We start from the raw sequence: 24,433 nt of genomic DNA on the forward strand, positions 1-24,433 counted from the left end.
TGTCCGAGAGCCGGCCGGCAGGAGCCGACCCCGGCCGAGTGCTCCGGGGGCGACAGTGCTCCGGAGCCGTCGGCGGGAAACAGCGGAAGCACCTCCTCGCGCCACCGCCCAAGGATCCCCGGCGACCGGCCGAGCGCGGTCCGCACGTCCCCGCGCCTGGGCGGCGGGAACCGGCGGTACATACCGCCGCAGGCTCCGGTCCGATCCCGAAGCGAATTATCGCAGCGCTGTTACATTAGCGCTGTGACATCTTCCGATCCCACAGAGTCACCCGATCCCTGGCATTCCCTGCACGAGCTTCTGGCGGCCATGGACGCCGAGATCGCGCAGGTCTACGCCGAGCGTGGCCTCGAGGGTGTGCGGCCGCGGTTCGCCTATCCGCTCATCCGGCTCGCCCACACCGGACCACTGACCATCGGCGAGCTCGCGAAGTCGCTGGACCGCTCGCACTCCGCGACCAGCCAGACCGTCGCCGCCATGCGCAAGGAGGGTCTAGTCAGCTCCGAGCCCGGGCCTGATTCCCGCACCCGGCGGATCGACCTGACCGAGCGCGGCCGGTCGCTTGTGCCGTTCCTGGAGGCGGAGTGGCGCGCTACCCATGCGACGGTCGCCGAGCTGGACGGCGAGGTCCCTTACGCGATGACCGCCGTCGTCCAGGAGGTGCGGAGGGCGCTGGCGCGCCGGTCGATGCGGCAGCGGATCCTCCACCACCTCGCCGAGCCGCCGCGATGAGCAGGCGCGTCCGTGTCCGGTTCCTCGACATCCGCCCGCTGCGCGGCAGTCAGCCGTTTCGCGATCTGTGGATCGGCACCTCGGTCTCCCAACTCGGCGGGCAGATAGCCGGCGTGGCGGTGCTGGCCCAGGTCTGGGACCTGACCGGCAGCCCAGTGGGTACCGGCGCCATCGGGCTTGCCACCGGCCTGCCGATGGTGCTGTTCGGTCTGCTCGGCGGCACGTTGGCCGACGCCTTCGACCGCCGTACGGTGGTACGGGCCGCCACCGCGGGCCAGCTGCTGGCCGCCGCGGGGCTGTGCGCCCAGGCCCTGGCGGACAACCGCAGCGTGCTGCTGCTGCTCGCCCTGGTGGCCGCGGGGACGAGCTGCAGCGCCCTCGGCGCTCCCGCCCGGCGCACCCTCCCGGTCCGGTTGCTGCCGGGCGACCAGGTCGCGGCCGGTCTTGCGCTGACCAACGTCTCCTTCCAGGCGGCGATGCTGGCCGGGCCCGCAACGGCCGGACTGGTCATCGCCCGCTGGGACCTCCCCGCCGCATACGCGACCCAGGCCGCGGCCATGATCGTCTCGATGCTCGCGTCGATCCGGCTGCCCGCCATCCGGCCCGAAGGCGCCGGCGCGGCGGGCGGCGGACGCGGGCCGGAGCGTGGCGGTTGGCGGATCGCCCTGCGCCGCCCGACGCTGTGGGGCTCGATGGCCACCGACCTGTCCGCAACCCTGCTCGCCATGCCCATCGCGCTCTTCCCGCTGGTCAACGAGATCCGCTTCGGGGGGAACCCGCAGACCCTGGGACTGTTCCTCTCCGCCGTCGCGGTCGGGGGGATCGCGGCCGGCCTGCTCCTGGGCACGGTGACACGCTGGCGCCGCAGCGGCCTGGTCCAGCTGTCCGCGGCCGGGGTCTGGGCACTGGCACTGGCCTGTTTCGGTCTGGCGGGGCCGCTGTGGCTGGCGCTCGGCTGCCTGGCCGTGGCGGGCGCCGCCGACACCGTGTCCGTCGTCACCCGCAGTGCCCTGGTCCAATGGGAGACCCCGGACGCGTACCGAGGCCGGGTCTCCTCGGTGGAGCACGTCATCGGTGTCGCGGGCCCTGAACTCGGCAACCTCCGTGGCGGCCTGCTGGCGTCGCTCACCTCCGCCCCCTTCTCCCTGGTCTTCGGCGGGCTGTCGGCTGCCTTGGCGATCGCCGCGGTGGCCGCGGTCAACACGCCCCTTCGCACCTACCGCACGCCGCCTGCCGCCGCAAGGCCGGCCGTCCCCGAGGGCGCCGACGCGACGGCGATCGCCGGTCAGGTCTCCTGATGCGCCTCAGCCTCGAGCCCGGTGAGCGGGTACGCCGGCTTCCTGCAGCGCCCCACCGTGTCCCGCCCCGGCCCGACCCCAGGGTGGCCGTCGGGCGCTTCTTGACATGATCATGAAGTGTCATGAGCCTGGCATCTGCTCTCTTTCACGGCAGACGAAAGGCAAGGGGGCCCATGAGACGACGAGCGAGATCGATCCTCGCCGCAACCTCGCTGCTGATGGCCGGCCTGGCAGCCGCGCCGCTCGCCCGGGCGGCCGACGGCGCCTCCGGCGCCTCCGGTGCCGGACTCTCCGTATGGCAGGCCGAGGTCGCCAGGGAACAGGTACCACTCCTCCTCCAGGCCGGCGCCGACGGTCATGAACTGACCGAGCAGGTGCCGGCCAGGGGCACCGCCACGGTCGAGGTGTTCCTCACCGACGACCAGGCGGGCGCGCTCCGCGACCAGGGCGTGAGCCTCACCGAGCACACCGTGTCCGGCGCGGCGCAGAAGCGCGTCGCCGCCGCCGGGGACGGCGTCTTCCGGCCGTACAGCGGGGAGGGCGGCCTGCGCGAGGAGATCCTCGCCGTCGCCGCCGCCAACCCGTCGATCGCCAAAGTGGTCAGCATCGGCAGGACCGTGCAGGGCAAGGACATCCTCGCCCTCAAGCTGACCAGGGGCGCCAGGAAGCACCGGGACGGCGCCAAGCCGGCCACCCTCTACCTGTCCAACCAGCACGCCCGCGAGTGGATCACCCCCGAGATGACCCGGCGGCTCCTGCACCACTACGTGGACGGCTACGGCAAGGACCGCCGCATCACCCGGATCGTGGACCGCACCGAGCTGTGGTTCCTGCTCTCGGCCAACCCGGACGGCTACGACTTCACCCACGCCTCCGACAGCAACCGCCTCTGGCGCAAGAACCTGCGCGACAACAACGGCGACGGCACGATCACCACCGGCGACGGCGTCGACCTGAACCGCAACTTCGCCTACAAGTGGGCCTACGACAACGAGGGTTCGTCGCCCAACCCCGCCGGCGAGACCTACCGCGGGCCCGGCCCCTCCTCCGAGCCCGAGACCGTCGCCCTGGACCGCTTCCAGAAGCGCATCGGCTTCGAGTACGGCATCAACTACCACTCCGCCGCCGAACTGCTGCTGTACGGCGTGGGCTGGCAGGTCGCCACCCCCACCCCGGACGACGTGCTCTACAAGGCGCTGGCGGGCACCCCGGACAACCCGGCCGTCCCCGGCTACCACCCCCAGGTCTCGTCCGAGCTCTACATCACCAACGGCGAGGCCAACGGCCACGCGGCCAACGTCAACGGGACGATGATGTTCACCCCGGAGATGACGACCTGCCAGACCGTCTCGGCCGCGGACCCGGACGACCGGTGGCGGCCCGAGGACTGCCGCTCCGGCTTCAACTTCCCCGACGACGAGAAGCTGATCCAGGCGGAGTTCGCCAAGAACGTCGAGTTCGCGCTCTCCGTCGCCGAGACCGCGGCCCACCCCGACCAGCCGTCGTCACCGGTCGGCCTGGCGGCCCCCGACTTCACCGTCGACCCGTTCACCACCTCCTACGCCCGCGGTGGCCACCAGGAGGTCTCCGTCGTCGCCCGCAGGTCCCTGCGGGACAAGGAACTCAAGTACCGCGTCAACGGCGGCCGTACCCATGACAGGGCGCTCAGGCCGTGGAAGGGCGGCGAGACCTACGGCGGCGAGGACAACATCCGCTTCGACGAGTACCGCGCCGAGGTCGGGGACGGGGACGCCGGCGACCGGGTCGAGGTCTGGTTCACCGGCGAGACCAGCAGCGGCAAGCGCACCTCCAGCGAGCGCTTCACCTACACCGTCGCGGCCCGGCCCACGGCCGACACCGTGGTGGTGGCGGAGGAGGGCGCGCCGGCCCGGCACGCCCAGGTGTACGTCGACGCCCTGAAGGCCAACGGCCGCAAGGCCGTGGTCTGGGACGTCGCCACCCAGGGCGCGCCGCACCCGCTCGGCGTCCTCGGCCACTTCTCCACGGCCGTCCACCACACCGGCGCGCAGGCGCCCGGCGGCCCCACCCAGCTCGCCCTGCGCGACTACCTCAACGAGGGCGGCAAGCTGATCGAGGCCGGTGAGCTGGCCGGCGGCAGTGCCCAGGTCGGCAGGGCGCTGACCAACGACTTCAGCCAGTACTGGCTGGGCGCCCACGGCCGCGTCTCCGCGCCCGGGGCCACCGGGTTCTCCGGGACGGGGGCCCTGGCCGGGGCCGGCGGGCCGCTGTCCAACGCGGACGGCAACCCGCTGAACGCACCCGGCGCGTACACCGTCACCTCCGACACCCTTCCCCCCGCGCAGTTTCCGCAGTTCACGAGCGCCCAGACGGGCCGCTACGGCGGCGTGACCAACCCCTACGCCCCGTACGCGGGCTCGTCGATGGCCTCCGCGACCCACGACGACAACGACTGGAAGCGGCTCACCCGCACCGTCGACCTCACCGGGGTCACCGCGGCCGACGGGCCCCGGCTGAGGCTCGCACTCAACTGGAACACCGAGCCGGGCTACGACCACGTGCTGCTGGAAGCCCGCACCGCGGGCGCCGGGGACTGGACGACCCTCCCGGACGAGGGCGGCCGCAGCGGCACGGCGGTGCCCGAGGACTGCGAGGCCGGGTACTTCCTCGACGGGCATCCCTTCCTGCGCCACTACCTCACGCGGGAGTCCGGCGGCTGCACCGCGACCGGCTCCAGCGGGTCATGGCACAGCTTCACCGGCTCCTCCGCCGGCTGGCAGCAGGTCTCCTTCGACCTGAGCGCCTACGCGGGCGGGGAAGTGGAGCTCTCGCTCTCCTATGTCACCGACCCGGGCAGCGGTGGACGCGGGGTGTTCGCCGACGACGCGGCCCTGGTCGCCGGCGGCTCGGAGAGGGACGTCGAGGGCTTCGAGACCTCGCTCGGCCCCTGGACCACCCCGGGGGCGCCCGAGGGCAGTCCCGTGCTCGGAGGTGACTGGGCGCGCACAGGTGAGCTGTTCGTCTCGTACGCGGCCGTCACCACCGCCGACACGGTCCTGCTGGGCTTCGGCCTGGAGCACGTCACCGCGCCCGCCGACCGCGTGCGCCTGCTCGGCAGGGCGCTCGCCGCGATCCGGCGCTGACCCCCTGGCAGCCGCCGAAAGGCGCCGGTGGCCCGTACCTGCCGGTAGGCGCGGGCCCCCCGCTTTTCGGCCCGATCCGGGGGCGCGCTCGATGCCGCTCCGGCCGCCCGGGGGAGGTAGGGTCGTAAGCGGTCGGGGACATCCCATATCAGCTCGCCGGTGTCGAAACCGGCGTACCACTGAGGAGATCGGTTCGTGACGATCCGCGTAGGCATCAACGGCTTTGGCCGCATCGGTCGTAATTACTTCCGCGCGCTGCTGGAGCAGGGTGCAGACATCGAGATCGTGGCTGTCAACGACCTGGGTGACACCGCGACCACCGCTCACCTGCTGAAGTACGACACCATCCTCGGCCGCCTGAAGGCCGAGGTCAGCCACACCGCAGACACCATCACCGTCGGCGGCCGCACCATCAAGGTGCTCTCCGAGCGCAACCCGGCCGACATCCCGTGGGGCGAGCTGGGCGTCGACATCGTCGTCGAGTCCACCGGCATCTTCACGAAGAAGGCGGACGCCGGGAAGCACCTCGCGGGGGGCGCCAAGAAGGTCCTCATCTCGGCTCCGGCCACCGACGAGGACATCACCCTCGTGATGGGCGTGAACCAGGACGCATACGACCCGGCGAAGCACCACGTCATCTCCAACGCGTCCTGCACCACCAACTGCGTGGCCCCGATGGCCAAGGTCCTCGACGAGAACTTCGGCATCGTCAAGGGCCTGATGACGACGGTCCACGCCTACACCAACGACCAGCGCATCCTCGACTTCCCGCACAAGGACCTGCGCCGCGCCCGCGCCGCCGCGGAGAACATCATCCCGACCTCGACGGGTGCCGCGAAGGCCACCGCCCTGGTCCTCCCGCAGCTCAAGGGCAAGCTGGACGGCATGGCCATGCGCGTCCCGGTCCCGACCGGCTCCGTCACCGACCTCGTCCTCGAGCTCGACCGCGAGGTCACCAGGGACGAGATCAACGCCGCCTTCCAGAAGGCCTCCGAGGGCGCGCTGAAGGGCATCCTGGAGTACACCGAGGACCCGATCGTCTCCTCGGACATCGTGAACTGGCCGGCTTCCTGCACCTTCGACTCGAAGCTGACCATGGCCCAGGGCAAGCAGGTCAAGGTCATCGGCTGGTACGACAACGAGTGGGGCTACGCCAACCGCCTCGTCGACCTCACGGTCTTCGTCGGCGGCCGGCTCTGATCACCGGCCGGTAGGCACCCCGATGTGAGCGGAGCAGGGCCCGGGCAGCGCGACGGTGCGCTGCGCGGGCCCTGTCGCTTGTCCCCGACCACCCTCTAGGAGCCATCAAGCATGAAGACGATCGACGAACTCCTCGCCGAAGGCGTCACCGGCAAGCGGGTCTTCGTCCGTGCCGACCTGAACGTGCCCCTCGACGGCACCGCGATCACCGACGACGGCCGTATCCGCGCGGTGCTGCCGACCGTGCGGGCCCTGGCCGGCGCGGGCGCGCGGGTCGTCGTCGCCTCGCACCTCGGCCGCCCGAAAGGTGCTCCCGACCCGGCCTTCTCCCTCGCCCCGGCCGCCGCCCGGCTCGGTGAACTGCTCGGCGCGGGCGTGGCGTTCGCCACCGACACGGTCGGCGAGTCCGCCCGCGCCACCGTCGCGGTCCTCGGCGACGGCGATGTCGCCGTCCTGGAGAACCTGCGCTTCAACGCCGGGGAGACGGCCGAGGACGACGCCGAGCGCGGCGCCTTCGCCGACGAGCTCGCCTCCCTCGCCGACCTGTACGTCGGCGACGGCTTCGGGGCCGTCCACCGCAAGCACGCCTCGGTGTACGACCTCCCGGCCCGGCTGCCGCACGCCGCCGGCTATCTGATCGCCGCCGAGGTGGCCGTGCTGCGGAGGCTCACCGAGGACGTCCAGCGGCCGTACGCGGTCGTCCTCGGCGGCGCCAAGGTCTCCGACAAGCTCGCCGTGATCGACTCGCTGCTCGGCAAGGCCGACCGCCTGCTGATCGGCGGCGGCATGGCGTACACCTTCCTCAAGGCCCAGGGCCACGAGGTCGGTGCCTCCCTGCTCCAGGAGGACCAGGTCCCGGTGGTGAAGGAGTATCTGGAGCGGGCCGAGGCGAGGGGCGTCGAGCTGGTGCTGCCGGTCGACGTGGTGGCCGCGGCCGAGTTCCCGGACCTCACGGCCAAGGCGCCCACCGAGCACGGCACGGTGGACGCCGGCGCCATCCCCGCCGACAGGCAGGGGCTGGACATCGGCCCGAAGACGTGCGAGCTGTACGCGTCCAAGATCGCCGATGCCGCCACGGTGTTCTGGAACGGCCCGCTGGGCGTCTTCGAGCACCCCGACTTCGCCGGCGGCACCCGCTCCATCGCCCGGGCGCTGCTGGACAGCACGGCCTTCACCGTCGTCGGCGGCGGCGACTCGGCCGCCGCGGTCCGCACCCTGGGCTTCGACGAAAACGCATTCGGCCATATCTCGACCGGTGGCGGGGCGAGCCTCGAGTACCTCGAGGGCAAGACCCTTCCCGGCCTCGCCGCACTGGAGGACTGAACCCCCTATGAGCACCCGTACCCCGCTGATGGCGGGCAACTGGAAGATGAACCTCAACCACCTCGAGGCCATCGCCCACGTCCAGAAGCTCGCCTTCGCGCTGACCGACAAGGACTACGACGGCGTGGACGTCGCGGTCCTGCCCCCCTTCACCGATCTGCGCTCCGTGCAGACCCTGGTGGACGGCGACAAGCTGAAGATCGCCTACGGCGCCCAGGACCTCTCGGCGCACGACTCCGGCGCGTACACCGGTGAGATCTCCGGCGCCATGCTCGCGAAGCTGAAGTGCACCTACGCGGTCGTCGGCCACTCGGAGCGACGCCAGTACCACGCCGAGTCCGACGAGCTGTGCAACGCCAAGGTGAAGGCCGCGTTCCGGCACGGTCTGACCCCGATCCTCTGTGTCGGCGAGGGCCTCGACGTCCGCAGGGCCGGCCGTCAGGTCCAGCACACGCTCGACCAGCTCGACGGCGGTCTGCAGGACGTCACCGCCGAGCAGGCGGAAACCCTGGTGGTCGCCTACGAGCCCGTCTGGGCCATCGGCACCGGGGAGGTCGCCACCCCTGAGGACGCCCAGGAGGTCTGCGGGGCGATCCGCGGCCGGCTCGCCGAGCTGTACGGGCAGGAGGTGGCCGACAAGGTCCGGATCCAGTACGGCGGCTCGGTGAAGTCGGGCAACGTCGCGGCGATCATGGCGCAGCCCGACGTCGACGGCGCCCTGGTCGGCGGCGCGTCCCTCGACGTGGACGAGTTCGTCAGGATCGTGCGCTTCCGGGACCAGTGAGCGGAAGGTAGCGCCCGGCCGCCCTCCCGCCGCCTTCGGTGAGGGGGCCGGTCCGCGGCGAGGGTCGTGGAAACGGGTCACCTCGTCGTAGGCTTGCGGGGGCCGGGGCCTGCGGGCCCGGCCCCCGTCCTTCTGATCAGTTGTTCAGTCTGATTCGTTCGTCCGAGGAAGTTGGTCCAGCCGTGGTTATGGGGTTCTCGATCGCCCTGATCGTCTTCAGCCTGCTGCTGATGCTGCTGGTGCTGATGCACAAGGGGAAGGGCGGCGGCCTCTCCGACATGTTCGGCGGCGGCATGCAGTCGTCCGTCGGCGGCTCCTCGGTCGCCGAGCGCAACCTGGACCGCATCACGGTCGTGGTCGGTCTGATGTGGTTCGCCTGCATCGTCGTGCTCGCACTGCTGATGAAGCTGGGGGGCTGACCCACCGGGAGCGTCCCCGGGGCGGCCGCGGGGTGCGGATGCGGGCGCCGGGCGCGGGTCCCGGATGCGGGTCCCCGGGGCGGGTTCCCGGGCGTGGGGTGTAACTCCAATCACTGGACGAGCGTTGGGCCTTGCGTAGACTGGGGCATCCTCGAGCACCATCACGCAGGGAGTTACGACCGTGGCAAGTGGCAACGCGATCCGGGGAAGCCGGGTCGGCGCGGGGCCGATGGGGGAGGCTGAGCGGGGCGAGTCCGCACCGCGCCTGCGCATCTCCTTCTGGTGCTCGAACGGGCACGAGACTCAGCCGAGCTTCGCCAGTGACGCACAGGTTCCGGACAGCTGGGACTGCCCGCGCTGCGGGTTCCCGGCCGGCCAGGACCGGGACAACCCCCCGGCCCCACCGCGCACCGAGCCGTACAAGACGCACCTCGCGTATGTGCGCGAGCGCCGCAGCGACGCGGACGGCGAGGCCATCCTCGCCGAGGCGCTCGCAAAGCTCCGGGGCGAGATCTGATCAGCTGACGCCGGGCCCGGCCGGCGGCGGGATCCTCAGATCCCGCCGCCGGCCGGGCCCGATGCGTTGCCGCCCGCACGCCGTTGCGCCGCGTCGGCCGCCCCGCCGATCAACTAGGTTGATGGGGCAGCGGGGCACTCAGTCAGGTACGAGAAGAAGTGGGCTGAAGATGAACGCAATCCGGCTCAACCGGAGGCCCGAATGGGCCGCTCTGACCAAGCACCGCGAGCAGATGGCGGACACGCATCTGCGGGAGCTCTTCGCCGCGGATCCCGGGCGCGGCAGCCGGTACACCCTGAGGGCCGGCGATCTGCACCTCGACTACTCCAAGCACCGGGTGACCGACGAGACGCTGGCGCTGCTGAGGGACCTCGCCGCCGCCACCGGGGTCGCCGGTCTGCGGGACGCCATGTTCCGCGGCGAGAAGATCAACATCACGGAGGACCGGGCGGTGCTGCACCTCGCGCTGCGCGCGCCCCGCGACGCGGTCATCGAGGTCGACGGCGAGAACGTCGTGCCGGCCGTGCACGCCGTACTCGACAAGATGAGCGCCTTCGCCGAGCAGGTCCGCTCGGGCCGCTGGACCGGACACACCGGCAGGCCCATCAGGAACATCGTCAACATCGGGATCGGCGGCTCCGACCTCGGCCCCGCGATGGCCTACGAGGCGCTGCGCGCCTACACCGCACGGGACCTGGTGTTCCGCTTCGTCTCGAACGTGGACGGCGCCGATCTCCACGAGGCGGTCACCGGCCTCGACCCCGGCGAGACGCTGTTCGTCATCGCCTCCAAGACGTTCACCACCGTGGAGACCATCACCAACGCCACCACCGCCCGCGAGTGGCTCCTCACCGGGCTCGGAGCCGACCGGGAGGCCGTGGCCAGGCACTTCGTCGCGCTGTCCAGCAACGCGGACCGGGTCGCCGACTTCGGCATCGACGTCGCGAACATGTTCGAGTTCTGGGACTGGGTCGGCGGCCGCTACTCCTACGACTCGGCCATCGGCCTGTCGCTGATGATCGCCATCGGCCCGGACCGCTTCCGCGAGATGCTGGACGGCTTCCACCTCGTCGACGAGCACTTCCGCACGGCCCCGCCGGAGCGGAACGCGCCGATGCTGATGGGCCTCCTCGGCATCTGGTACGGCGACTTCCTCGGCGCCCAGTCGCACGCGGTCCTCCCGTACTCGCACTATCTGAGCAGGTTCACCGCGTATCTGCAGCAGCTGGACATGGAGTCGAACGGCAAGTCCGTCGACCGCGAGGGCGAGCCCGTGGACTGGCAGACGGGCCCCGTCGTCTGGGGCACCCCGGGTACCAACGGCCAGCACGCCTATTACCAGCTGATCCACCAGGGCACCAAGCTCGTCCCGGCCGACTTCATCGGCTTCGCCGAGCCCGTCGACGAGCTGCCGCCGGGCCCGGCGGGCCACCACGACCTGCTGATGGCCAACTTCTTCGCCCAGACCCAGGCGCTGGCCTTCGGCAAGACCCCCGAGGAGGTGCGGGCGGAGGACGTGCCCGAGGAACTGGTGCCGCACAAGACCTTCCGCGGCAACCACCCCACCACCACGATCCTCGCCGGCAAGCTGACGCCCTCCGTCCTCGGCCAGCTCGTGGCGCTCTACGAGCACAAGGTGTTCGTCCAGGGCGCCGTCTGGAACATCGACTCCTTCGACCAATGGGGCGTCGAGCTCGGCAAGGTCCTGGCCAAGCGCCTGGAGCCGGTGCTCACCGAGGGCCGCGGCGGCGGCGACCTCGACAGCTCCACCGCCGCGCTGGTGTCCGCCTACCGCACGCTGCGGGGCCGAAGCCCGCTCGGCGGCGGGGCGTAGGGGCGGCGGACCCGATGACGGGGGACCTGCCCGTGGAGGGACCGGAGGAGGGCGCCGTCCGGCTGCGGCCGCCGAGGAACAGGCTGAACGCACGGGCTGTCCCGTGGTGGCGGGCCCGCTGCCTGCTGACGACGGCCGCGCCGGTGGCGGTGCTCGCCGCCCTGGGCGCGTTCGCCGGGCCCGCCGGGACCTGGCTGCGGTACGCGGCCGCGGCCGTCGCGGTCCTCGGTCTGGCGGGCACGGCCCTCCTCCCGGCCTGGTGGTACCGGGTGCACCGCTGGGAGGTCACGGACGAGGCCGTCTACCTCCGCACCGGTGCCCTCTGGCAGGAGTGGCGGATCGCGCCGATGTCCCGGATCCAGACCGTCGACACCCTGCGCGGCCCGCTGGAGCAGCTCTTCCGGCTGGCCTCGGTCACCGTGACCACCGCCTCCGCCAAGGGCGCGCTCAGGATCGAGGGCCTGGACCACGAGGCCGCGGCGGCACTGGCCGAGCGGCTCACCCGGATCACCCAGGCCACCCCCGGGGACGCCACATGAAAGCGGCGGGCGCCCCGGACGGGGGCTGGCAGCGGCTCGACCCGCGCACCGTGCTCGTCACGGCCGCCGTGATGGGCGGAGTGGCGGGCGGCGCCGGGCTGCCCGTGCTGCTGGGGCTCGCCGGGAGCATGCCGTGGTGGCAGGCGCTGGGCTGGGTGCTGGCCGGGGCCCTGGTGCTCGTCGCCGGGGCGGCGGGCGCGGACTGGCTCCGCTGGCGGCGCACGCGGTACCGCATCGGAGCCGAGCGTGCCGAACTCCGCACCGGACTGCTGCTGGTCAAGCGGCGCTCCCTGGCGCGCGAGCGCATCCGCACCGTCGATCTGACGGCCTCTGTGCTGCTGCGGATACTCGGCCTGGTCAAGGTGCGAATCGGCACCGGGGAGCACACCGGCGGCGGGGAGTCCACGCTGGAACTCGACCCGGTCTCCCGGGCCGAGGGGGAGCGCCTGCGCCGGGAACTGCTGGCTGGGCGGTCCGCCCGGGTAGCGCAGGCCGCCCGGGAAGGGCTGCTCGCGGCCCTCGACCCCCGCTGGATCCGCTATGCGCCGGTGTCCTTCGTCGCGCCGCTCCTCGGCGGCGCGGCGGTCGGCGCGGTCATGCAGCTGAGCCAGTGGTTCGGGGTGCAGGCCGAGGTGGTCGGCTGGGTCGGCGAGCGGTTGCTGGACACCCCGCTGCTCTGGGCGGCCGTGGTGCTGGCCGGGCTGGCGCTGGCCGCCGGGGCCGTCGGAGCGCTCGGCCTCTGGCTGGAGATGTGGTTCGGCTACCGGCTGGAACGCGAGCGGGGCGGCACCCTGCGGCTGCGCCGGGGGCTGCTCACCTCCCGCTCGCTGTCGATCGAGGAACGCCGGCTGCGCGGAGTGGAACTGGTCGAGCCCCTCGGTGTGCGGCTCTGCGGCGCCGCACGGGTGGACGCCGTGGCGACCGGCCTGGTCAAGGACGACGAGGGCAGGAACTCGGCGCACCGGACCCTGCTGCCGCCCGCGCCCGGTCCGGTCGCCGGCGCCGTGGTGGCACGGGTGCTGCGGGAGCCGGTCCCGCCGACCGGTACGCCGCTCATCCCCCATCCCCGCGCGGCGCGCACCCGCCGACTGCGCTGGGCCCTGACCGCCGCCCTGGCACCCGTCCTGCTGCTCGTCGCGCTGGGGCTGTTCCTGGCGGACGTCCTGCCGCTGTACGCCGCCGCGGTGTGCGGTGCGCTCTTCGTACCGCTCTCGGTGCTGCTGGCGCTGGACGCGTACCGCGCTCTGGGCCACGCCCTCGACGGCGACTACCTGGTCGCCCGCTCGGGGACCGTCCGGCGGGCCACGGTGGCGCTGCGGCGCGGCGGCGTCATCGGCTGGACGCTGAAGCAGTCGTGGTTCCAGCGCCGCGCCGGGGTGCTCACCCTGACCGCCACCACGGCTGCGGGTGACGGCGCGTACCCGGTGTACGACGCCGACGCGCACGAGATCCTCGACTTCGCCGCCCGCGCGGTACCCGGGCTGCTGGAACCGTTCCTCGAGCGGCCGGGCGGGGGCGAAGGCCCCGGGGGCGGTGGCGGGGGCGAAGGCCCCGCCGGAGGAGAGAGGCGCGGCGGGGACGGAGCGCAAGAAGGCCACGGCGGAGGCGACAGGCGTCGCGGGGACGGCGCGTACGGGACGTGAGCGGCGCCACGTCCGGAGCGGGCGATTCCACCCGTCGGATCCATGATCATGACTCTCATGAACATCTCAGCAGATCGCCGTTCGGTGCTCACCGCGCTCGTCGGAGCCGCCGTCGGCGGCTCCGTCCTCGGCGGATTCGGGGCCCCGCCCGCGTACGCCACCGGTGAGAACGACGTCTACGCGTCCAACACCGACCTCTACACCACGCTCGCGGGCAGGGAGGGCACCGACTTCGGCCGTCGCTGGAAACGCCATCAGCACGCCGACGAGAGCCGGACGGGAACAGCGCCGTTCAACCGGACGACGGTCATGGCGCTGCACGGGGGCGGCATCGAGGGCGGCACCTCCGAACTCTGCCTGGGGATCGCCGGCTACCACCCCGCCACCCTCGAAACCGTGCAGGACGGCCGTCCCGTGCATGACTACTGGATGTTCGAGGGGCTGCGCTCCTCCGGCAACCGGGAACTCCACGTCACGTCCACGAACTGCGACGACCGGATCGCCCTCGCCTTGGCCGAGGGCAGTCTCAACGTGTTGAGCCTGCACGGCTGTACGGCCGCCCAGGCCGGCGCCCCGGCCTCCGCTCCGGAGGCGGTCGTGGTCGGTGGCGGCAGCGGCGACTTCAAGGATGCCCTGCACCTGGAGCTGGGGAAGGCCGGGTTCACCACGATCGACGGCTCCGAAGTGCCGGATCTCGCGGGCGTCAAGCCCGGCAACCCCTGCAACCGCACCCTGCTCGGCGAGGGCGCCCAGCTGGAACTCACCGCGGAACTGCGCGTCGCGATGTTCGGGGTCTACACCAACGCGGGACGCCCCGGGAGCACCACCGAGGTGTTCTGGCGCTTCACGGCCGCCGCGCGGGCGGCGGTGGCTCGTCTGGAAGCCCAGCCGGGCCAGATCCTGCTGTGACGGCCGGCGCGCGCCGGGATGGCGTACTCCCCGTCGCGACGCCCGGCACTGCAGGTCCGGCGCATCGCCGCGCAGCCGGCTCAGCCGATGGGGCCCATGACGAGGCCGGTCCGGCGCCTTGCGCTGCACCGGACCGGATGCCGCGCCGCTGTCTGACGCACTCGCACGGAGCGAGGCCGTGTCAGGCCAAGGCGGGCGGGTAGAGGTCGCGCGGCAGCTGGGAGGCGGCCGCCGCGTCCAGCAGCCACAGCGTCCGCGACCTGCCGTATGCGCCGGCCGCCGGGGCCTGGATCTCGCCCGCGCCCGACAGGGCGATGCGCGCGGCGCCCGCCTTGTCCTCGCCGGCCGCGAGCAGCCACACCTCGCGCGCCGACCGGATCGCCGGGAGCGTCAGGGTGACGCGCGTCGGCGGGGGCTTCGGCGCCCCGTGGACGCCGACGACCGTGCGCTCGGTCTCCCGCACCGCGGGAAGCTCGGGGAACAGCGACGCGACGTGGGTGTCCGGGCCGACACCCAGCATCAGCACGTCGAACGCCGGCACGTCGCCGCCCGCGGCCGCGGCCGCCGACCGGTAGTGCTCGGGCTCCGCGGCGGCGGCCAGCTCCGCTGCGTACGCCGCTGCCGCGGCGTCCGGGTCGCCGCCGTGCGGCCCGTCCGACGCGGGCATCGGATGCACCCGGGCCGGGTCGAGCGGCACCGAGTCCAGCAGCGCCTCGCGGGCCTGGGTGACGTTGCGCTCCGGATCCCCCTCGGGAAGGAAGCGCTCATCGCCCCACCAGAGGTCCAGCCGATTCCAGTCGACGGCGTCCCGCGCGGGCGCCGCGGCGAGCGCGGCCAGCAGGCCGTTGCCGTTGCGCCCGCCGGTGAGGACGACCGACGCCGAGCCCCGGGCGGCCTGGGCGTCCACGATCTTCGTGATCAGCCGTGCCGCCGCGGCCCGGGCCATCAGCTCCTTGTCGCGGTGGACGACGAGTTGCGGGGTGCTCATTTCGACGCCGCCCTCCTCGCCGGTGCCTTCGCGGAGGCCTTGCCGCCGCTTCCTTCCCCGCCCCTCGCTGCGGCCTTGTCCGCGGCTTCGTCCGTGTCCTTCCCAGGGACCGGCTCCGCGGTCGGGTCCGGGCGCCTCGCCGTGCTCCGCCTCGCGGCGGAGCCGCCGCCGGCCGCATCGGCCCGCTCGTTCAGCCGGCCGACCCCGAACCGCAGCGTCGTGGCGTATATGTCGTCCGGGTCCAGCCGCCGCAGCTCCTCGGCCAGCAGCTCGGCGGTGTCACGCCGCTTCAGCGCCACCGCGCGGTCGGGCTGGCCCTCGATGGACAGCGTCGCCAGCGAGCCGTCCGCGCGGTCCAGCACGATGGTGCCGCTGTCCGTGGTCAGCCGCACGGCCGTGAGGCCGGGACCGCCGGAGGCCGTGCGCGTCACCGGTACGTCCAGCCGGTCGCCGAGCCACATCCCCAGCAGCTCGCAGCTCGGGTTGAACCCCTCGCCCTCGACCTCCGCTCCGGTGATCCGCCAGTCCACCTGGTCCAGCGCGGCCGCGAGCATCGAACGCCAGGGGGTGATGCGGGTCCAGGACAGGTCCGTGTCGCCCGGGGTGTAGGCGTCGGCGCGGGCGGTCAGCTCGGCGACCGGCTGCTCGCAGGCGTAGGTGTCGGTGACCCGCCGCTGGGCCAGTGCGCCCAGCGGGTCGCCTGCCGGGTCCACCGGCGCGTTCACCGGCCACCACACCACGACGGGCGCGTCCGGCAGCAGCAGCGGCAGCACCACGGACTGGGCGTGGTCGGCGACCTCGCCGTACAGCCGCAGGACGACGGTCTCGCCGGTGCCGGCGTCCGCGCCGACCCGGACCTCGGCGTCCAGGCGGGCCTTGGCCCGGTCGCGCGGCGAGCGGGAGACCCGCTTGATCACGACGAGCTTGCGCGAGGGGTGCTCGCGGGCGGCCTCGTTGGCCGCCTTCAGCGCGTCGTAGGCGTTCTCCTCGTCGGTGACGATGACAAGGGTGAGGACCATGCCGACGGCGGGGGTGCCGATCGCCCGCCGGCCCTGCACCAGCGCCTTGTTGATCTTTCCGGAGGTGGTGTCCGTAAGGTCGATCTTCATGGTCGGCGCCAGCTCCGTCCGTCTCGTGCGAGCATGTCGTCCGCCTCGACCGGACCCCAGGTCCCGGCCGGGTACTGCGCGGGCCTGCCGTGCTTCTCCCAGAACTCCTCGATCGGGTCGAGGATCTTCCAGGACAGCTCGACCTCCTCCACCCTGGGGAAGAGGTTCGAGTCGCCGAGCAGCACATCGAGGATCAGCCGCTCGTACGCCTCAGGGCTGGACTCCGTGAAGGACTCGCCGTAGGCGAAGTCCATGGAGACGTCGCGGACCTCCAGGGAGGTGCCGGGCACCTTCGAGCCGAAGCGCAGTGTCACGCCCTCGTCCGGCTGTACCCGGATGACCAGGGCGTTCTGCCCCAGTTCCTGGGTGGCCGTGCGGTCGAAGGGGGAGTGCGGCGCGCGCTGGAAGACGACCGCGATCTCGGTGACCCGGCGGCCGAGCCGCTTGCCGGTGCGCAGATAGAACGGCACTCCGGCCCAGCGCCGGTTGTCGATCTCGAGTTTTATCGCCGCGTAGGTGTCGGTCTTGGAGCGGCGGTCGATGCCGTCCTCCTCGAGGTAGCCGGCGACCTTGGCGCCGCCCTGCCAGCCGGCCGCGTACTGGGCGCGCACGGTGCCGGCGGCCAGGTCGCGGGGCAGCTTCACCGCCCCCAGCACCTTGGTCTTCTCGGCGGCCAGCGCGTCCGCCTCGAAGGACGCCGGCTCCTCCATCGCGGTCAGCGCCAGCAGCTGGAGCAGGTGGTTCTGGATGACGTCGCGCGCCGCGCCGATACCGTCGTAGTAGCCGGCCCGGCCGCCGATGCCGATGTCCTCGGCCATGGTGATCTGGACGTGGTCGACGTACGAGCGGTTCCAGAGCGGCTCGAAGAGGGTGTTGGCGAAGCGGAGCGCCAGGATGTTCTGGACGGTCTCCTTGCCCAGGTAGTGGTCGATGCGGAAGACCTGGTCCGGCTCGAACACGTCGTGGACGAGCGAGTTGAGCTCCATCGCGGACGCCAGGTCGTGGCCGAACGGCTTCTCGATGACGGCGCGCCGCCACGAGCCGTCCTTCTGCTCCGCGAGCCCGTGCTTCTTCAGCTGCCTGACGACCTTGGGGAAGAACTTCGGCGGCACCGAGAGGTAGAAGGCGAAGTTGCCGCCCGTCCCCTGCGCCTGGTCGAGTTCTGTGATCGTCTTCTTCAGGGTCTCGAACGCGTCGTCGTCGTCGAACTCGCCGGGGACGAAACGCATGCCCTGGATGAGCTGGTGCCAGACCTCCTCCCGGAAGGGAGTGCGGGAATGCTCCTTCACCGCCTCGTGGACCTCGTGCGCGAAGTCCTGGTCGTCCCACTCCCGGCGGGCGAAGCCCACCAGGGAGAAGCCCGGAGGCAGGAGCCCGCGGTTGGCGAGGTCGTACACGGCCGGCATCAGCTTCTTCCGTGACAAATCGCCCGTGACGCCGAAGATCACCAGACCCGACGGTCCCGCGATGCGCGGGAGCCGTCGGTCCGCGGCGTCACGGAGCGGATTCGCTCCGTGTGCGGAAGTCACGGTGCTCAGCCCTCCGAGGGAGCGAGGCGCTGCAGCTCGGCCTCGGTCGACTTGAGCAGGTCGTTCCAGGACGCCTCGAACTTCTCGACGCCCTCGTCCTCGAGCAGCCGGACGACGTCGTCGTAGGAGATCCCGAGCGCCTCGACGGCGTCGATCTCCGCGCGGGCCTGCTCGTACGTCCCGCGGACCGTGTCGCCCGTGATCCGCCCGTGGCCGGCGGTCGCCTCCAGCGTGGCCTCCGGCATGGTGTTGACGGTGCCCGGGGCGACCAGCTGGTCCACATACATGGTGTCCGGGTACGCCGGGTCCTTGACGCCGGTCGAGGCCCACAGCGGGCGCTGCGCGTTGGCCCGCGCCCTGTCCAGCGCGGCCCAGCGCTCCGACGGCGGCACCGATGTGTCGGCCGAGCCGAACACCTCCTCGTAGGCCTGGTAGGCGAGCCGGGCGTTGGCGAGGGCCGCCTTGCCGCGGAGTTGCTTCGCCTCGTCCGTGCCCAGCGCGTCCAGCCGCTTGTCGATCTCGGTGTCCACCCGGGACACGAAGAACGAGGCCACCGAACGGATCTTGGAGAGGTCCAGGCCCGCGGCCTTCGCCTTCTCCAGACCGGCCAGATAGGCGTCCATCACCTCGCGGTAGCGCTCCAGTGAGAAGATCAGCGTGACGTTGACGCTGATGCCGAGGCCGATGACCTCGGTGATCGCCGGAAGGCCGGCCCGGGTCGCCGGGATCTTGATGAACGTGTTCGGCCGGTCCACCAGCCAGGCCAGCTGCCTGGCCTCGGCGACGGTCGCCGCCGTGTGGTGCGCCAGCCGCGGGTCGACCTCGATCGACACCCGGCCGTCCTGGCCTCCCGTCGCGTCGAACACCGGGCGCAGCACGTCCGCGGCGTCGCGTACGTCCGCGGTGGTGATCATGCGGAGGGCCTCCTCCACGGTCACCCGGCGGGTGGCGAGGTCGGAGACCTGCGGCTGGTATCCGTCGCCTGACGAGATGGCCTTCTGGAAGATGGACGGGTTGGTGGTGACGCCCACGACGTGCTGCTGGTCGATGAGCTCGGCCAGGTTGCCGGACGTGATGCGCTTGCGCGACAGGTCGTCGAGCCAGATCGCGACGCCTTCGTCGGAGAGGCGCTTGAGTGCGTCTGTCATGAGAGTTGCATCTCCTGTTAGTCGTATGGCCGGCGTCAGCCCGCGGTCGCGGAGTTCCCGGTCGTCGAACCGAGGACGGCCCGCGCGGCGGCGGCCACCGCCTCGGGGGTGAAGCCGAACTCGCGGAACAGCACCTTGCCGTCGGCCGAGGCGCCGAAGTGCTCCAGCGACACGATCCGCCCGGCGTCGCCCACGAAGCGGTACCAGGTCAGCCCGACACCGGCCTCCACGGCCACCCGTGCCTTCACCGAGGGGGGCAGTACCGCGTCCCGGTACCCCTGGTCCTGCTCGTCGAACCACTCGACGCACGGCATCGAGACGACCCGCGTCGCGACGCCCTCGGCCTGCAGCCGCTCGCGGGCCTCCACGGCCAGGTGCACCTCGGAACCGGTGGCGATCAGCACGACCCGGGGCTCGGCGCTCCCGCCGCCCGGACCCTCGGCCTCGAACAGGACGTAACCGCCCCTGGCCGCGTCCTCGTTGGGCTCGTACGTCGGCACGCCCTGGCGGGTCAGCGCCAGACCGTGCGGGGTGCCCACCCGGAACTCCTTCGTCCAGCGGCGGAGGATCTCGCGCCATGCGATCGCCGTCTCGTTGGCGTCCGCCGGGCGCACCACGCTCAGCCCCGGGATGGCGCGCAGCGAGGCGAGGTGCTCCACCGGCTGGTGGGTCGGCCCGTCCTCGCCGAGACCGATCGAGTCATGGGTCCAGACGTAGGTCACCGGCAGGTGCATCAGTGCCGACAGCCGGACCGCGTTGCGCATGTAGTCGGAGAAGACGAGGAACGTGCCGCCGTAGACACGGGTGTTGCCGTGCAGCGTGATGCCGTTCATGATCGCGGCCATCGCGTGCTCGCGGATGCCGAAGTGGATGGTGCGGCCGTAGGGGTCCGCCTCCGGCAGCGGGTTGCCCTTCGGCAGGAACGACGAGGTCTTGTCGATCGTGGTGTTGTTCGAGCCCGCGAGGTCGGCGGAACCGCCCCACAGCTCCGGTACGACGGCGCCGAGCGCCTGCAGCACCTTGCCGGAAGCGGCACGGGTGGCGACCGCCTTGCCGGTCTCGAACACCGGGAGCTTCCCCTCCCAGCCGGCCGGCAGTTCGCCCGCGCGGATCCGGTCGAACTCGGCGGCGCGCTCCGGGTTGGCGGCGCGCCACTCGGCGAACGCCTTCTCCCACTCCTCGCGGTCGGCGCGCCCGCGGTCCAGGGCCCGGCGGGTGTGCCGGAGGACCTCGTCGGAGACCTCGAAGGACCGCTCAGGATCGAAACCGAGGACGCGCTTGGTGGCCGCGACCTCGTCGTCGCCCAGCGCGGCACCGTGCGCGGCCTCGGTGTTCTGCGCGTTCGGCGCGGGCCACGCGATGATCGAGCGGACGGCGATGAAGGACGGACGCCCGGTCTCCTCCTTGGCCGCCTTCAGCGCCTCGTACAGCCCGGCCGGGTCCAGGTCGCCGTTCGGCAGCGGCGCCACGCGCCGGACGTGCCAGCCGTACGCCTCGTACCGCTTCAGGGTGTCCTCGGAGACCGCGGTCTCGGTGTCGCCCTCGATGGAGATGTGGTTGTCGTCCCACAGCAGCACCAGGTTGCCGAGCTTCTGGTGCCCGGCGAGCGAGGACGCCTCGTGGGAGATGCCCTCCTGGAGGCAGCCGTCGCCGGCGACGGCCCAGACGGTGTGGTCGAACGGCGAGGTGCCGGGCGCCGCGTCGGGGTCGAACAGACCGCGCTCGTAGCGGGCGGCCATCGCCATGCCGACGGCGTTGGCGACCCCCTGGCCCAGCGGTCCCGTCGTCGTCTCCACGCCCGTGGTGTGCCCGTACTCGGGGTGGCCCGGGGTCTTGGAGTCCCAGGTGCGGAAGGACTTGAGGTCGTCGAGCTCCAGGCCGTAGCCGGCCAGGTAGAGCTGGATGTAGAGGGTCAGGCTGGAGTGGCCGGCGGAGAGCACGAACCGGTCCCGGCCGGTCCAGTCCGCGTCGGCCGGGTCGTGCCGCATCAGCTTCTGGAAGAGGACGTACGCCGCGGGGGCCAGGCTCATCGCCGTACCGGGATGGCCGTTGCCGACCTTCTGTACGGCGTCAGCGGCGAGGACGCGGACGGTGTCCACGGCCCGCTGGTCCCATGCGGTCCACTCGAGGTCTGTGGTGGTCGGCTTGGTGCTCACCCTGGGTCAGGGCTCCTCTCCACATGTTCGGGTCCCGGTGACGGGAGGTACCGGGAGGTGTCGAGCCTACCCTCGCAGCGGCGCGCGCCCTTTCGGGTGCACGTCTCTCCCTTCGGACACATCAACCAGCCTGCGGGTACCGGCCCGACTTCGCCTGTTGTCGGCGGCTCACTCCGGTGATTACGGACCGGGCGGCGGTAGCGCTCAACACGACCGACCCCCGCGAAGGACGGCATGGGGCCAACGTCTAGAGTGGCGTGGTACGCGCAAGCCTTCACCGGGCATCCACGCCTCCGCGAACCCCTCCCGGGTACCGGCGATGCCCCCGCGAAGCTTGCTGGGAATTCTCTGTCAGGGGTGTGCGTGACGGCCGTCGAGTCCCGACCCGCCGGGGTCGTCTTGACTCCCAGCCCGGGGGCCCGCCGGCCGTTCGGGGCCCGCGTCAAGGCCTTCGTGGCGCTGACCAAGCCGCGGATCATCGAACTGCTCCTCATCACCACCGTACCGGTGATGTTCCTGGCCGCGCAGGGCGTGCCGGACCTCTGGCTCGTCGTCGCCACCTGTGCCGGCGGATACCTCTCCGCGGGGGGCGCCAACGCGCTCAACATGTACATCGACCGCGACATCGACGCCCTGATGGACCGCACCGCGCAGCGCCCCCTGGTCACCGGCATGGTCTCGCCGCGCGAGGGCCTGGTCTTCGGCATCGCCCTGGCCGCGGTCTCCACGCTCTGGTTCGGACTGCTCGTCAACTGGCTGTCGGCGGCCCTGGCGCTCGGCGCGCTCCTCTTCTACGTCGTCGTCTACACGATGCTGCTCAAACGCCGCACCGCGCAGAACATCGTCTGGGGCGGTATCGCCGGCTGCATGCCGGTGCTGATCGGCTGGTCGGCCGTCACCGGCTCCATGTCCTGGGCCGCCGTCGTCCTCTTCCTGGTCATCTTCTTCTGGACCCCGCCGCACTACTGGCCGCTGTCGATGAAGGTGAAGGAGGACTACGCGCGCGCGGGCGTGCCGATGCTCCCCGTCATCGCCTCGAACAAGGTCGTCGCCCGGCAGATCGTCGTCTACAGCTGGGTGATGGTGGCGGTCTCGCTGCTGCTGACCCCGCTCGGCTACACCGGCTGGTTCTACACGGCCGTCGCGCTGGCGACCGGCGGCTGGTGGCTCTGGGAGGCGCACGCCCTGCAGAGCCGCGCCAAGGCGGGCCTGACGGGCGGGAGGCTGAAGGAGATGCGGCTGTTCCACTGGTCCATCACCTATGTCTCGCTGCTGTTCGTCGCCGTCGCCGTCGACCCCTTCCTGCGCTGACCGGCCGCCCCGGGGCGCCCCCGAGGCCGCGGGTGGCGCAGGCCACGCGGCAGGGCGGTCGCCCGGTGATCTACCCGGGAGTAGCATCCTGGTCATGGCAGACACCGAGGTTGACCTGAAGCGGTCCGCGAAGGCCGAGCGCAAGGCGGCGAGACTCGCCCGGCAGATCGGCGCCTTCGCCAAGGCCCACGGCGGGGCCGAGGGCCAGCTCGCCTACATCGGGCAGAGCGGCACCCGGATCATCCTCGTCGGCGAGGACGGCGGCTGGGGAGACCTGGTCGCACCGACCCACGAGATCGCCGTCAAGGCCGCCGGGAAGTCCGGCATCACCCTGCACGAGGCCTTCGACGGCGACCTCGCCCTGAAGGTCCGCACCGGTCCCTACGAGTGGACCCGGATGGCCGGTATCCAGATCGGCGGCCCGTCGAACGGCTGACCGCTCCGCGCCCCGGTGACGGCACCGGGGCACGGCCGTCGCGTCCCGGGGCAGCACCTCGCGGGCGGCTCACCTCACCCGTGAGGACGGGTGCGACGACGTGCCGCGCCGGGAGCCCGGCTGATCGACACCCCGTCCCCGGTGGACCGGTACTGCCGCGGCGTCCTCCGAACAGAGCCTGGGCTTGGGGACCTTCGAGGCCCAGCTCGGCGGTACGGGCGGGCCGCCTGCGCCGGCGCCACCTCCGGAACCGGCGGAACCGGTGGGACCGGCGGAACCGGTGGGACCGGCTGCGACCGGCCCGGCTGACCCGGCTGACGGCTGACCCGGGCCGGACGGGACCCGCCCCGGCTGCGGCCCAAGAGGCCGGGCAGGGCCTGGCCGGCCCGACCGGGTCAGGCCGCCGTGAGCGCGGTGTCCGCAGCGGCCGGGGCCCCGGGGGCGGCGACCGGACGCTCCCGCAGGCTCAGCGCCAGCCGCAGCACGGCGATCCACATCAGCGAGGAGCCGAGCATGTGCACGCCCACCAGTACCTCCGGTACATCGGTGAAGAACTGCACATAGCCGATGGCGGCCTGCGCGACCAGCACGCCGATCAGCTCCCGTACCCGCGCCCGGGTGTCGTCGGGCGCGTCCACGATCCGCAGCGCCAGCCACATCGCCACGCCGAGCAGGCACACCAGCCAGGCCAGCGCGGCGTGCACATGGGCCGCGTCCACCCAGTCGAACGGCATCCTCGGCACATCGCTGCTGTCGCCCGCATGCCTGCCGGAACCGGTCACCGCGGTGCCCGCCGCGATCAGCAGCCCCGCGGCGGCGGCCAGCGCCCAGGACAGCCGCCGTACCGGGCGGGGGACCCGGGGCCGGGGGGCGGTGTCGCCCTCACCCGCCCGGACCCAGGTGACGGTGGCGACCGTCAGCAGGGCGTTGGCCGCCAGGAAGTGCCCGGCCACCGACCACGGGTTGAGTCCCGCCCACACGGTGATGCCGCCGAGGACCGCGTTGCTCATCACCACCCAGAACTGCGCCCAGCCGAGCCGGGTGAGCCCCCGCCGCCACGGCTTGGTGGAGCGCGCCGCGACGATGGCCCAGCCCACCGCCGCGCACAGGACGTACGTCAGCATCCGGTTGCCGAACTCGATGGCGCCGTGGATACCCTGCTCGGGCGTCGCGAACAGGCTGTCGTCGGTGCACTTGGGCCAGGTGTCGCAGCCGAGACCGGAGCCGGTCAGCCGGACCGCGCCGCCGGTGACGATGATGACCACGCTCATCACGACGGGTGCGAGCGCGGCACGCCGGAGGGTCTTGGGCGACGGCGTCCAGCGCCGGGCGATGGAGGCGAGGGGGGTCTGCACGGCGACCATCGTAGAGGGGGGCTTGTGCGCGTTTTCACGAGGGGCCCCCGGGCCGGGGCCGCCCGCCCCTCCCGGGGCCGC

20 protein-coding genes and 1 pseudogene are annotated in these 24,433 nt (G+C 72.3%); 15 read left to right on the forward strand and 6 right to left on the reverse strand.

Annotation, left to right across the window (positions count from 1 at the left end; all coding sequences use genetic code 11):
* Nucleotides 1-243: 243 nt before the first annotated feature.
* The 12 genes from SCWH03_RS06930 to SCWH03_RS06985 all read left to right on the forward strand — a co-directional run bounded on the left by SCWH03_RS06930 (nucleotide 244) and on the right by SCWH03_RS06985 (nucleotide 14,320).
* Nucleotides 244-732 (forward strand): MarR family winged helix-turn-helix transcriptional regulator, encoded by a 489-nt coding sequence (locus SCWH03_RS06930; protein WP_254076601.1) that lies wholly within the window; start codon nucleotides 244-246, stop codon nucleotides 730-732.
* Nucleotides 729-2,030: an MFS transporter gene (locus tag SCWH03_RS06935; protein WP_173263239.1), complete on the forward strand. Its 1,302-nt coding sequence runs from the start codon at nucleotides 729-731 to the stop codon at nucleotides 2,028-2,030. The genes SCWH03_RS06930 and SCWH03_RS06935 overlap by 4 nt, the downstream gene beginning before the upstream one ends.
* 173 nt (nucleotides 2,031-2,203) lie before the next feature.
* Nucleotides 2,204-5,152 carry a M14 family metallopeptidase gene (locus SCWH03_RS06940; protein WP_173263240.1) on the forward strand — a complete coding sequence of 983 codons (2,949 nt, stop codon included), beginning with the start codon at nucleotides 2,204-2,206 and terminating at the stop codon, nucleotides 5,150-5,152.
* 195 nt (nucleotides 5,153-5,347) lie between these two features.
* Nucleotides 5,348-6,352: a type I glyceraldehyde-3-phosphate dehydrogenase gene (gene gap, locus SCWH03_RS06945; protein ID WP_173263241.1), complete on the forward strand. Its 1,005-nt coding sequence runs from the start codon at nucleotides 5,348-5,350 to the stop codon at nucleotides 6,350-6,352.
* A 111-nt stretch (nucleotides 6,353-6,463) separates the two neighbouring features.
* Complete coding sequence (locus SCWH03_RS06950) at nucleotides 6,464-7,675, forward strand: phosphoglycerate kinase (protein ID WP_173263242.1); 1,212 nt, start codon at nucleotides 6,464-6,466, stop codon at nucleotides 7,673-7,675.
* Nucleotides 7,676-7,682: 7 nt separating this feature from the next.
* Nucleotides 7,683-8,459 carry a triose-phosphate isomerase gene (gene tpiA, locus SCWH03_RS06955; RefSeq protein WP_173263243.1) on the forward strand — a complete coding sequence of 259 codons (777 nt, stop codon included), beginning with the start codon at nucleotides 7,683-7,685 and terminating at the stop codon, nucleotides 8,457-8,459.
* 188 nt (nucleotides 8,460-8,647) lie between these two features.
* Nucleotides 8,648-8,878: a preprotein translocase subunit SecG gene (gene secG / locus SCWH03_RS06960; RefSeq protein ID WP_216854721.1), complete on the forward strand. Its 231-nt coding sequence runs from the start codon at nucleotides 8,648-8,650 to the stop codon at nucleotides 8,876-8,878.
* A gap of 181 nt (nucleotides 8,879-9,059) precedes the next feature.
* Nucleotides 9,060-9,395, forward strand: a complete 336-nt coding sequence (locus tag SCWH03_RS06965; protein WP_173263245.1) for an RNA polymerase-binding protein RbpA — start codon at nucleotides 9,060-9,062, stop codon at nucleotides 9,393-9,395.
* Between the two features lie 169 nt (nucleotides 9,396-9,564).
* The gene (gene pgi, locus SCWH03_RS06970; protein ID WP_173263246.1) at nucleotides 9,565-11,229 is read left to right on the forward strand and encodes a glucose-6-phosphate isomerase; all 1,665 of its coding nucleotides are present in this window, start codon (nucleotides 9,565-9,567) and stop codon (nucleotides 11,227-11,229) included.
* 14 nt (nucleotides 11,230-11,243) lie between these two features.
* Nucleotides 11,244-11,768 carry a PH domain-containing protein gene (locus SCWH03_RS06975; protein ID WP_173263247.1) on the forward strand — a complete coding sequence of 175 codons (525 nt, stop codon included), beginning with the start codon at nucleotides 11,244-11,246 and terminating at the stop codon, nucleotides 11,766-11,768.
* Nucleotides 11,765-13,411: a PH domain-containing protein gene (locus SCWH03_RS06980; RefSeq protein ID WP_173263248.1), complete on the forward strand. Its 1,647-nt coding sequence runs from the start codon at nucleotides 11,765-11,767 to the stop codon at nucleotides 13,409-13,411. The genes SCWH03_RS06975 and SCWH03_RS06980 overlap by 4 nt, the downstream gene beginning before the upstream one ends.
* 57 nt (nucleotides 13,412-13,468) lie before the next feature.
* On the forward strand, nucleotides 13,469-14,320 hold the full coding sequence (locus SCWH03_RS06985; protein ID WP_254076602.1) for a poly-gamma-glutamate hydrolase family protein: 852 nt from the start codon (nucleotides 13,469-13,471) through the stop codon (nucleotides 14,318-14,320).
* A gap of 181 nt (nucleotides 14,321-14,501) precedes the next feature.
* On the opposite strand, the gene pgl is transcribed toward SCWH03_RS06985, so the two are convergent.
* The 5 genes from pgl to tkt are packed head-to-tail and all read right to left on the reverse strand — an operon-like array spanning nucleotide 14,502 to nucleotide 21,250.
* A complete protein-coding gene (gene pgl, locus SCWH03_RS06990) occupies nucleotides 14,502-15,308 on the reverse strand; it encodes a 6-phosphogluconolactonase (protein ID WP_173263250.1) in 807 nt (268 codons plus the stop codon).
* Nucleotides 15,305-16,417 carry a glucose-6-phosphate dehydrogenase assembly protein OpcA gene (gene opcA / locus SCWH03_RS06995; protein ID WP_173263251.1) on the reverse strand — a complete coding sequence of 371 codons (1,113 nt, stop codon included), beginning with the start codon at nucleotides 16,415-16,417 and terminating at the stop codon, nucleotides 15,305-15,307. Before opcA ends, pgl begins: the two co-directional genes overlap by 4 nt.
* Entirely contained in the window at nucleotides 16,414-17,946 is a 1,533-nt protein-coding gene (gene zwf, locus SCWH03_RS07000) for a glucose-6-phosphate dehydrogenase (protein WP_173263252.1), read from the reverse strand. The genes opcA and zwf overlap by 4 nt, the downstream gene beginning before the upstream one ends.
* A 5-nt stretch (nucleotides 17,947-17,951) precedes the next feature.
* The gene (tal, locus tag SCWH03_RS07005; protein ID WP_173263253.1) at nucleotides 17,952-19,094 is read right to left on the reverse strand and encodes a transaldolase; all 1,143 of its coding nucleotides are present in this window, start codon (nucleotides 19,092-19,094) and stop codon (nucleotides 17,952-17,954) included.
* 35 nt (nucleotides 19,095-19,129) lie between these two features.
* On the reverse strand, nucleotides 19,130-21,250 hold the full coding sequence (gene tkt, locus SCWH03_RS07010) for a transketolase (RefSeq protein ID WP_173263254.1): 2,121 nt from the start codon (nucleotides 21,248-21,250) through the stop codon (nucleotides 19,130-19,132).
* A gap of 363 nt (nucleotides 21,251-21,613) precedes the next feature.
* Here tkt and SCWH03_RS07015 point away from each other — a divergent pair, with 363 nt between their 5' ends.
* The 3 genes and pseudogenes from SCWH03_RS07015 to SCWH03_RS28815 form a co-directional block, all read left to right on the forward strand.
* Nucleotides 21,614-22,561 carry a heme o synthase gene (locus SCWH03_RS07015; protein ID WP_173263255.1) on the forward strand — a complete coding sequence of 316 codons (948 nt, stop codon included), beginning with the start codon at nucleotides 21,614-21,616 and terminating at the stop codon, nucleotides 22,559-22,561.
* A 94-nt stretch (nucleotides 22,562-22,655) separates the two neighbouring features.
* On the forward strand, nucleotides 22,656-22,997 hold the full coding sequence (locus SCWH03_RS07020) for a hypothetical protein (protein WP_173263256.1): 342 nt from the start codon (nucleotides 22,656-22,658) through the stop codon (nucleotides 22,995-22,997).
* A 120-nt stretch (nucleotides 22,998-23,117) separates the two neighbouring features.
* Nucleotides 23,118-23,232 (forward strand): annotated as a pseudogene (locus tag SCWH03_RS28815) (amidohydrolase); the annotation flags it as partial.
* 160 nt (nucleotides 23,233-23,392) lie between these two features.
* Here SCWH03_RS28815 and SCWH03_RS07025 read toward each other — a convergent pair.
* On the reverse strand, nucleotides 23,393-24,361 hold the full coding sequence (locus SCWH03_RS07025) for a COX15/CtaA family protein (protein ID WP_173263257.1): 969 nt from the start codon (nucleotides 24,359-24,361) through the stop codon (nucleotides 23,393-23,395).
* Nucleotides 24,362-24,433: the final 72 nt, after the last annotated feature.

It is taken from the genome of Streptomyces pacificus (assembly GCF_011766325.1).
GTDB classification, from domain to species: Bacteria; Actinomycetota; Actinomycetes; order Streptomycetales; family Streptomycetaceae; genus Streptomyces; species Streptomyces pacificus.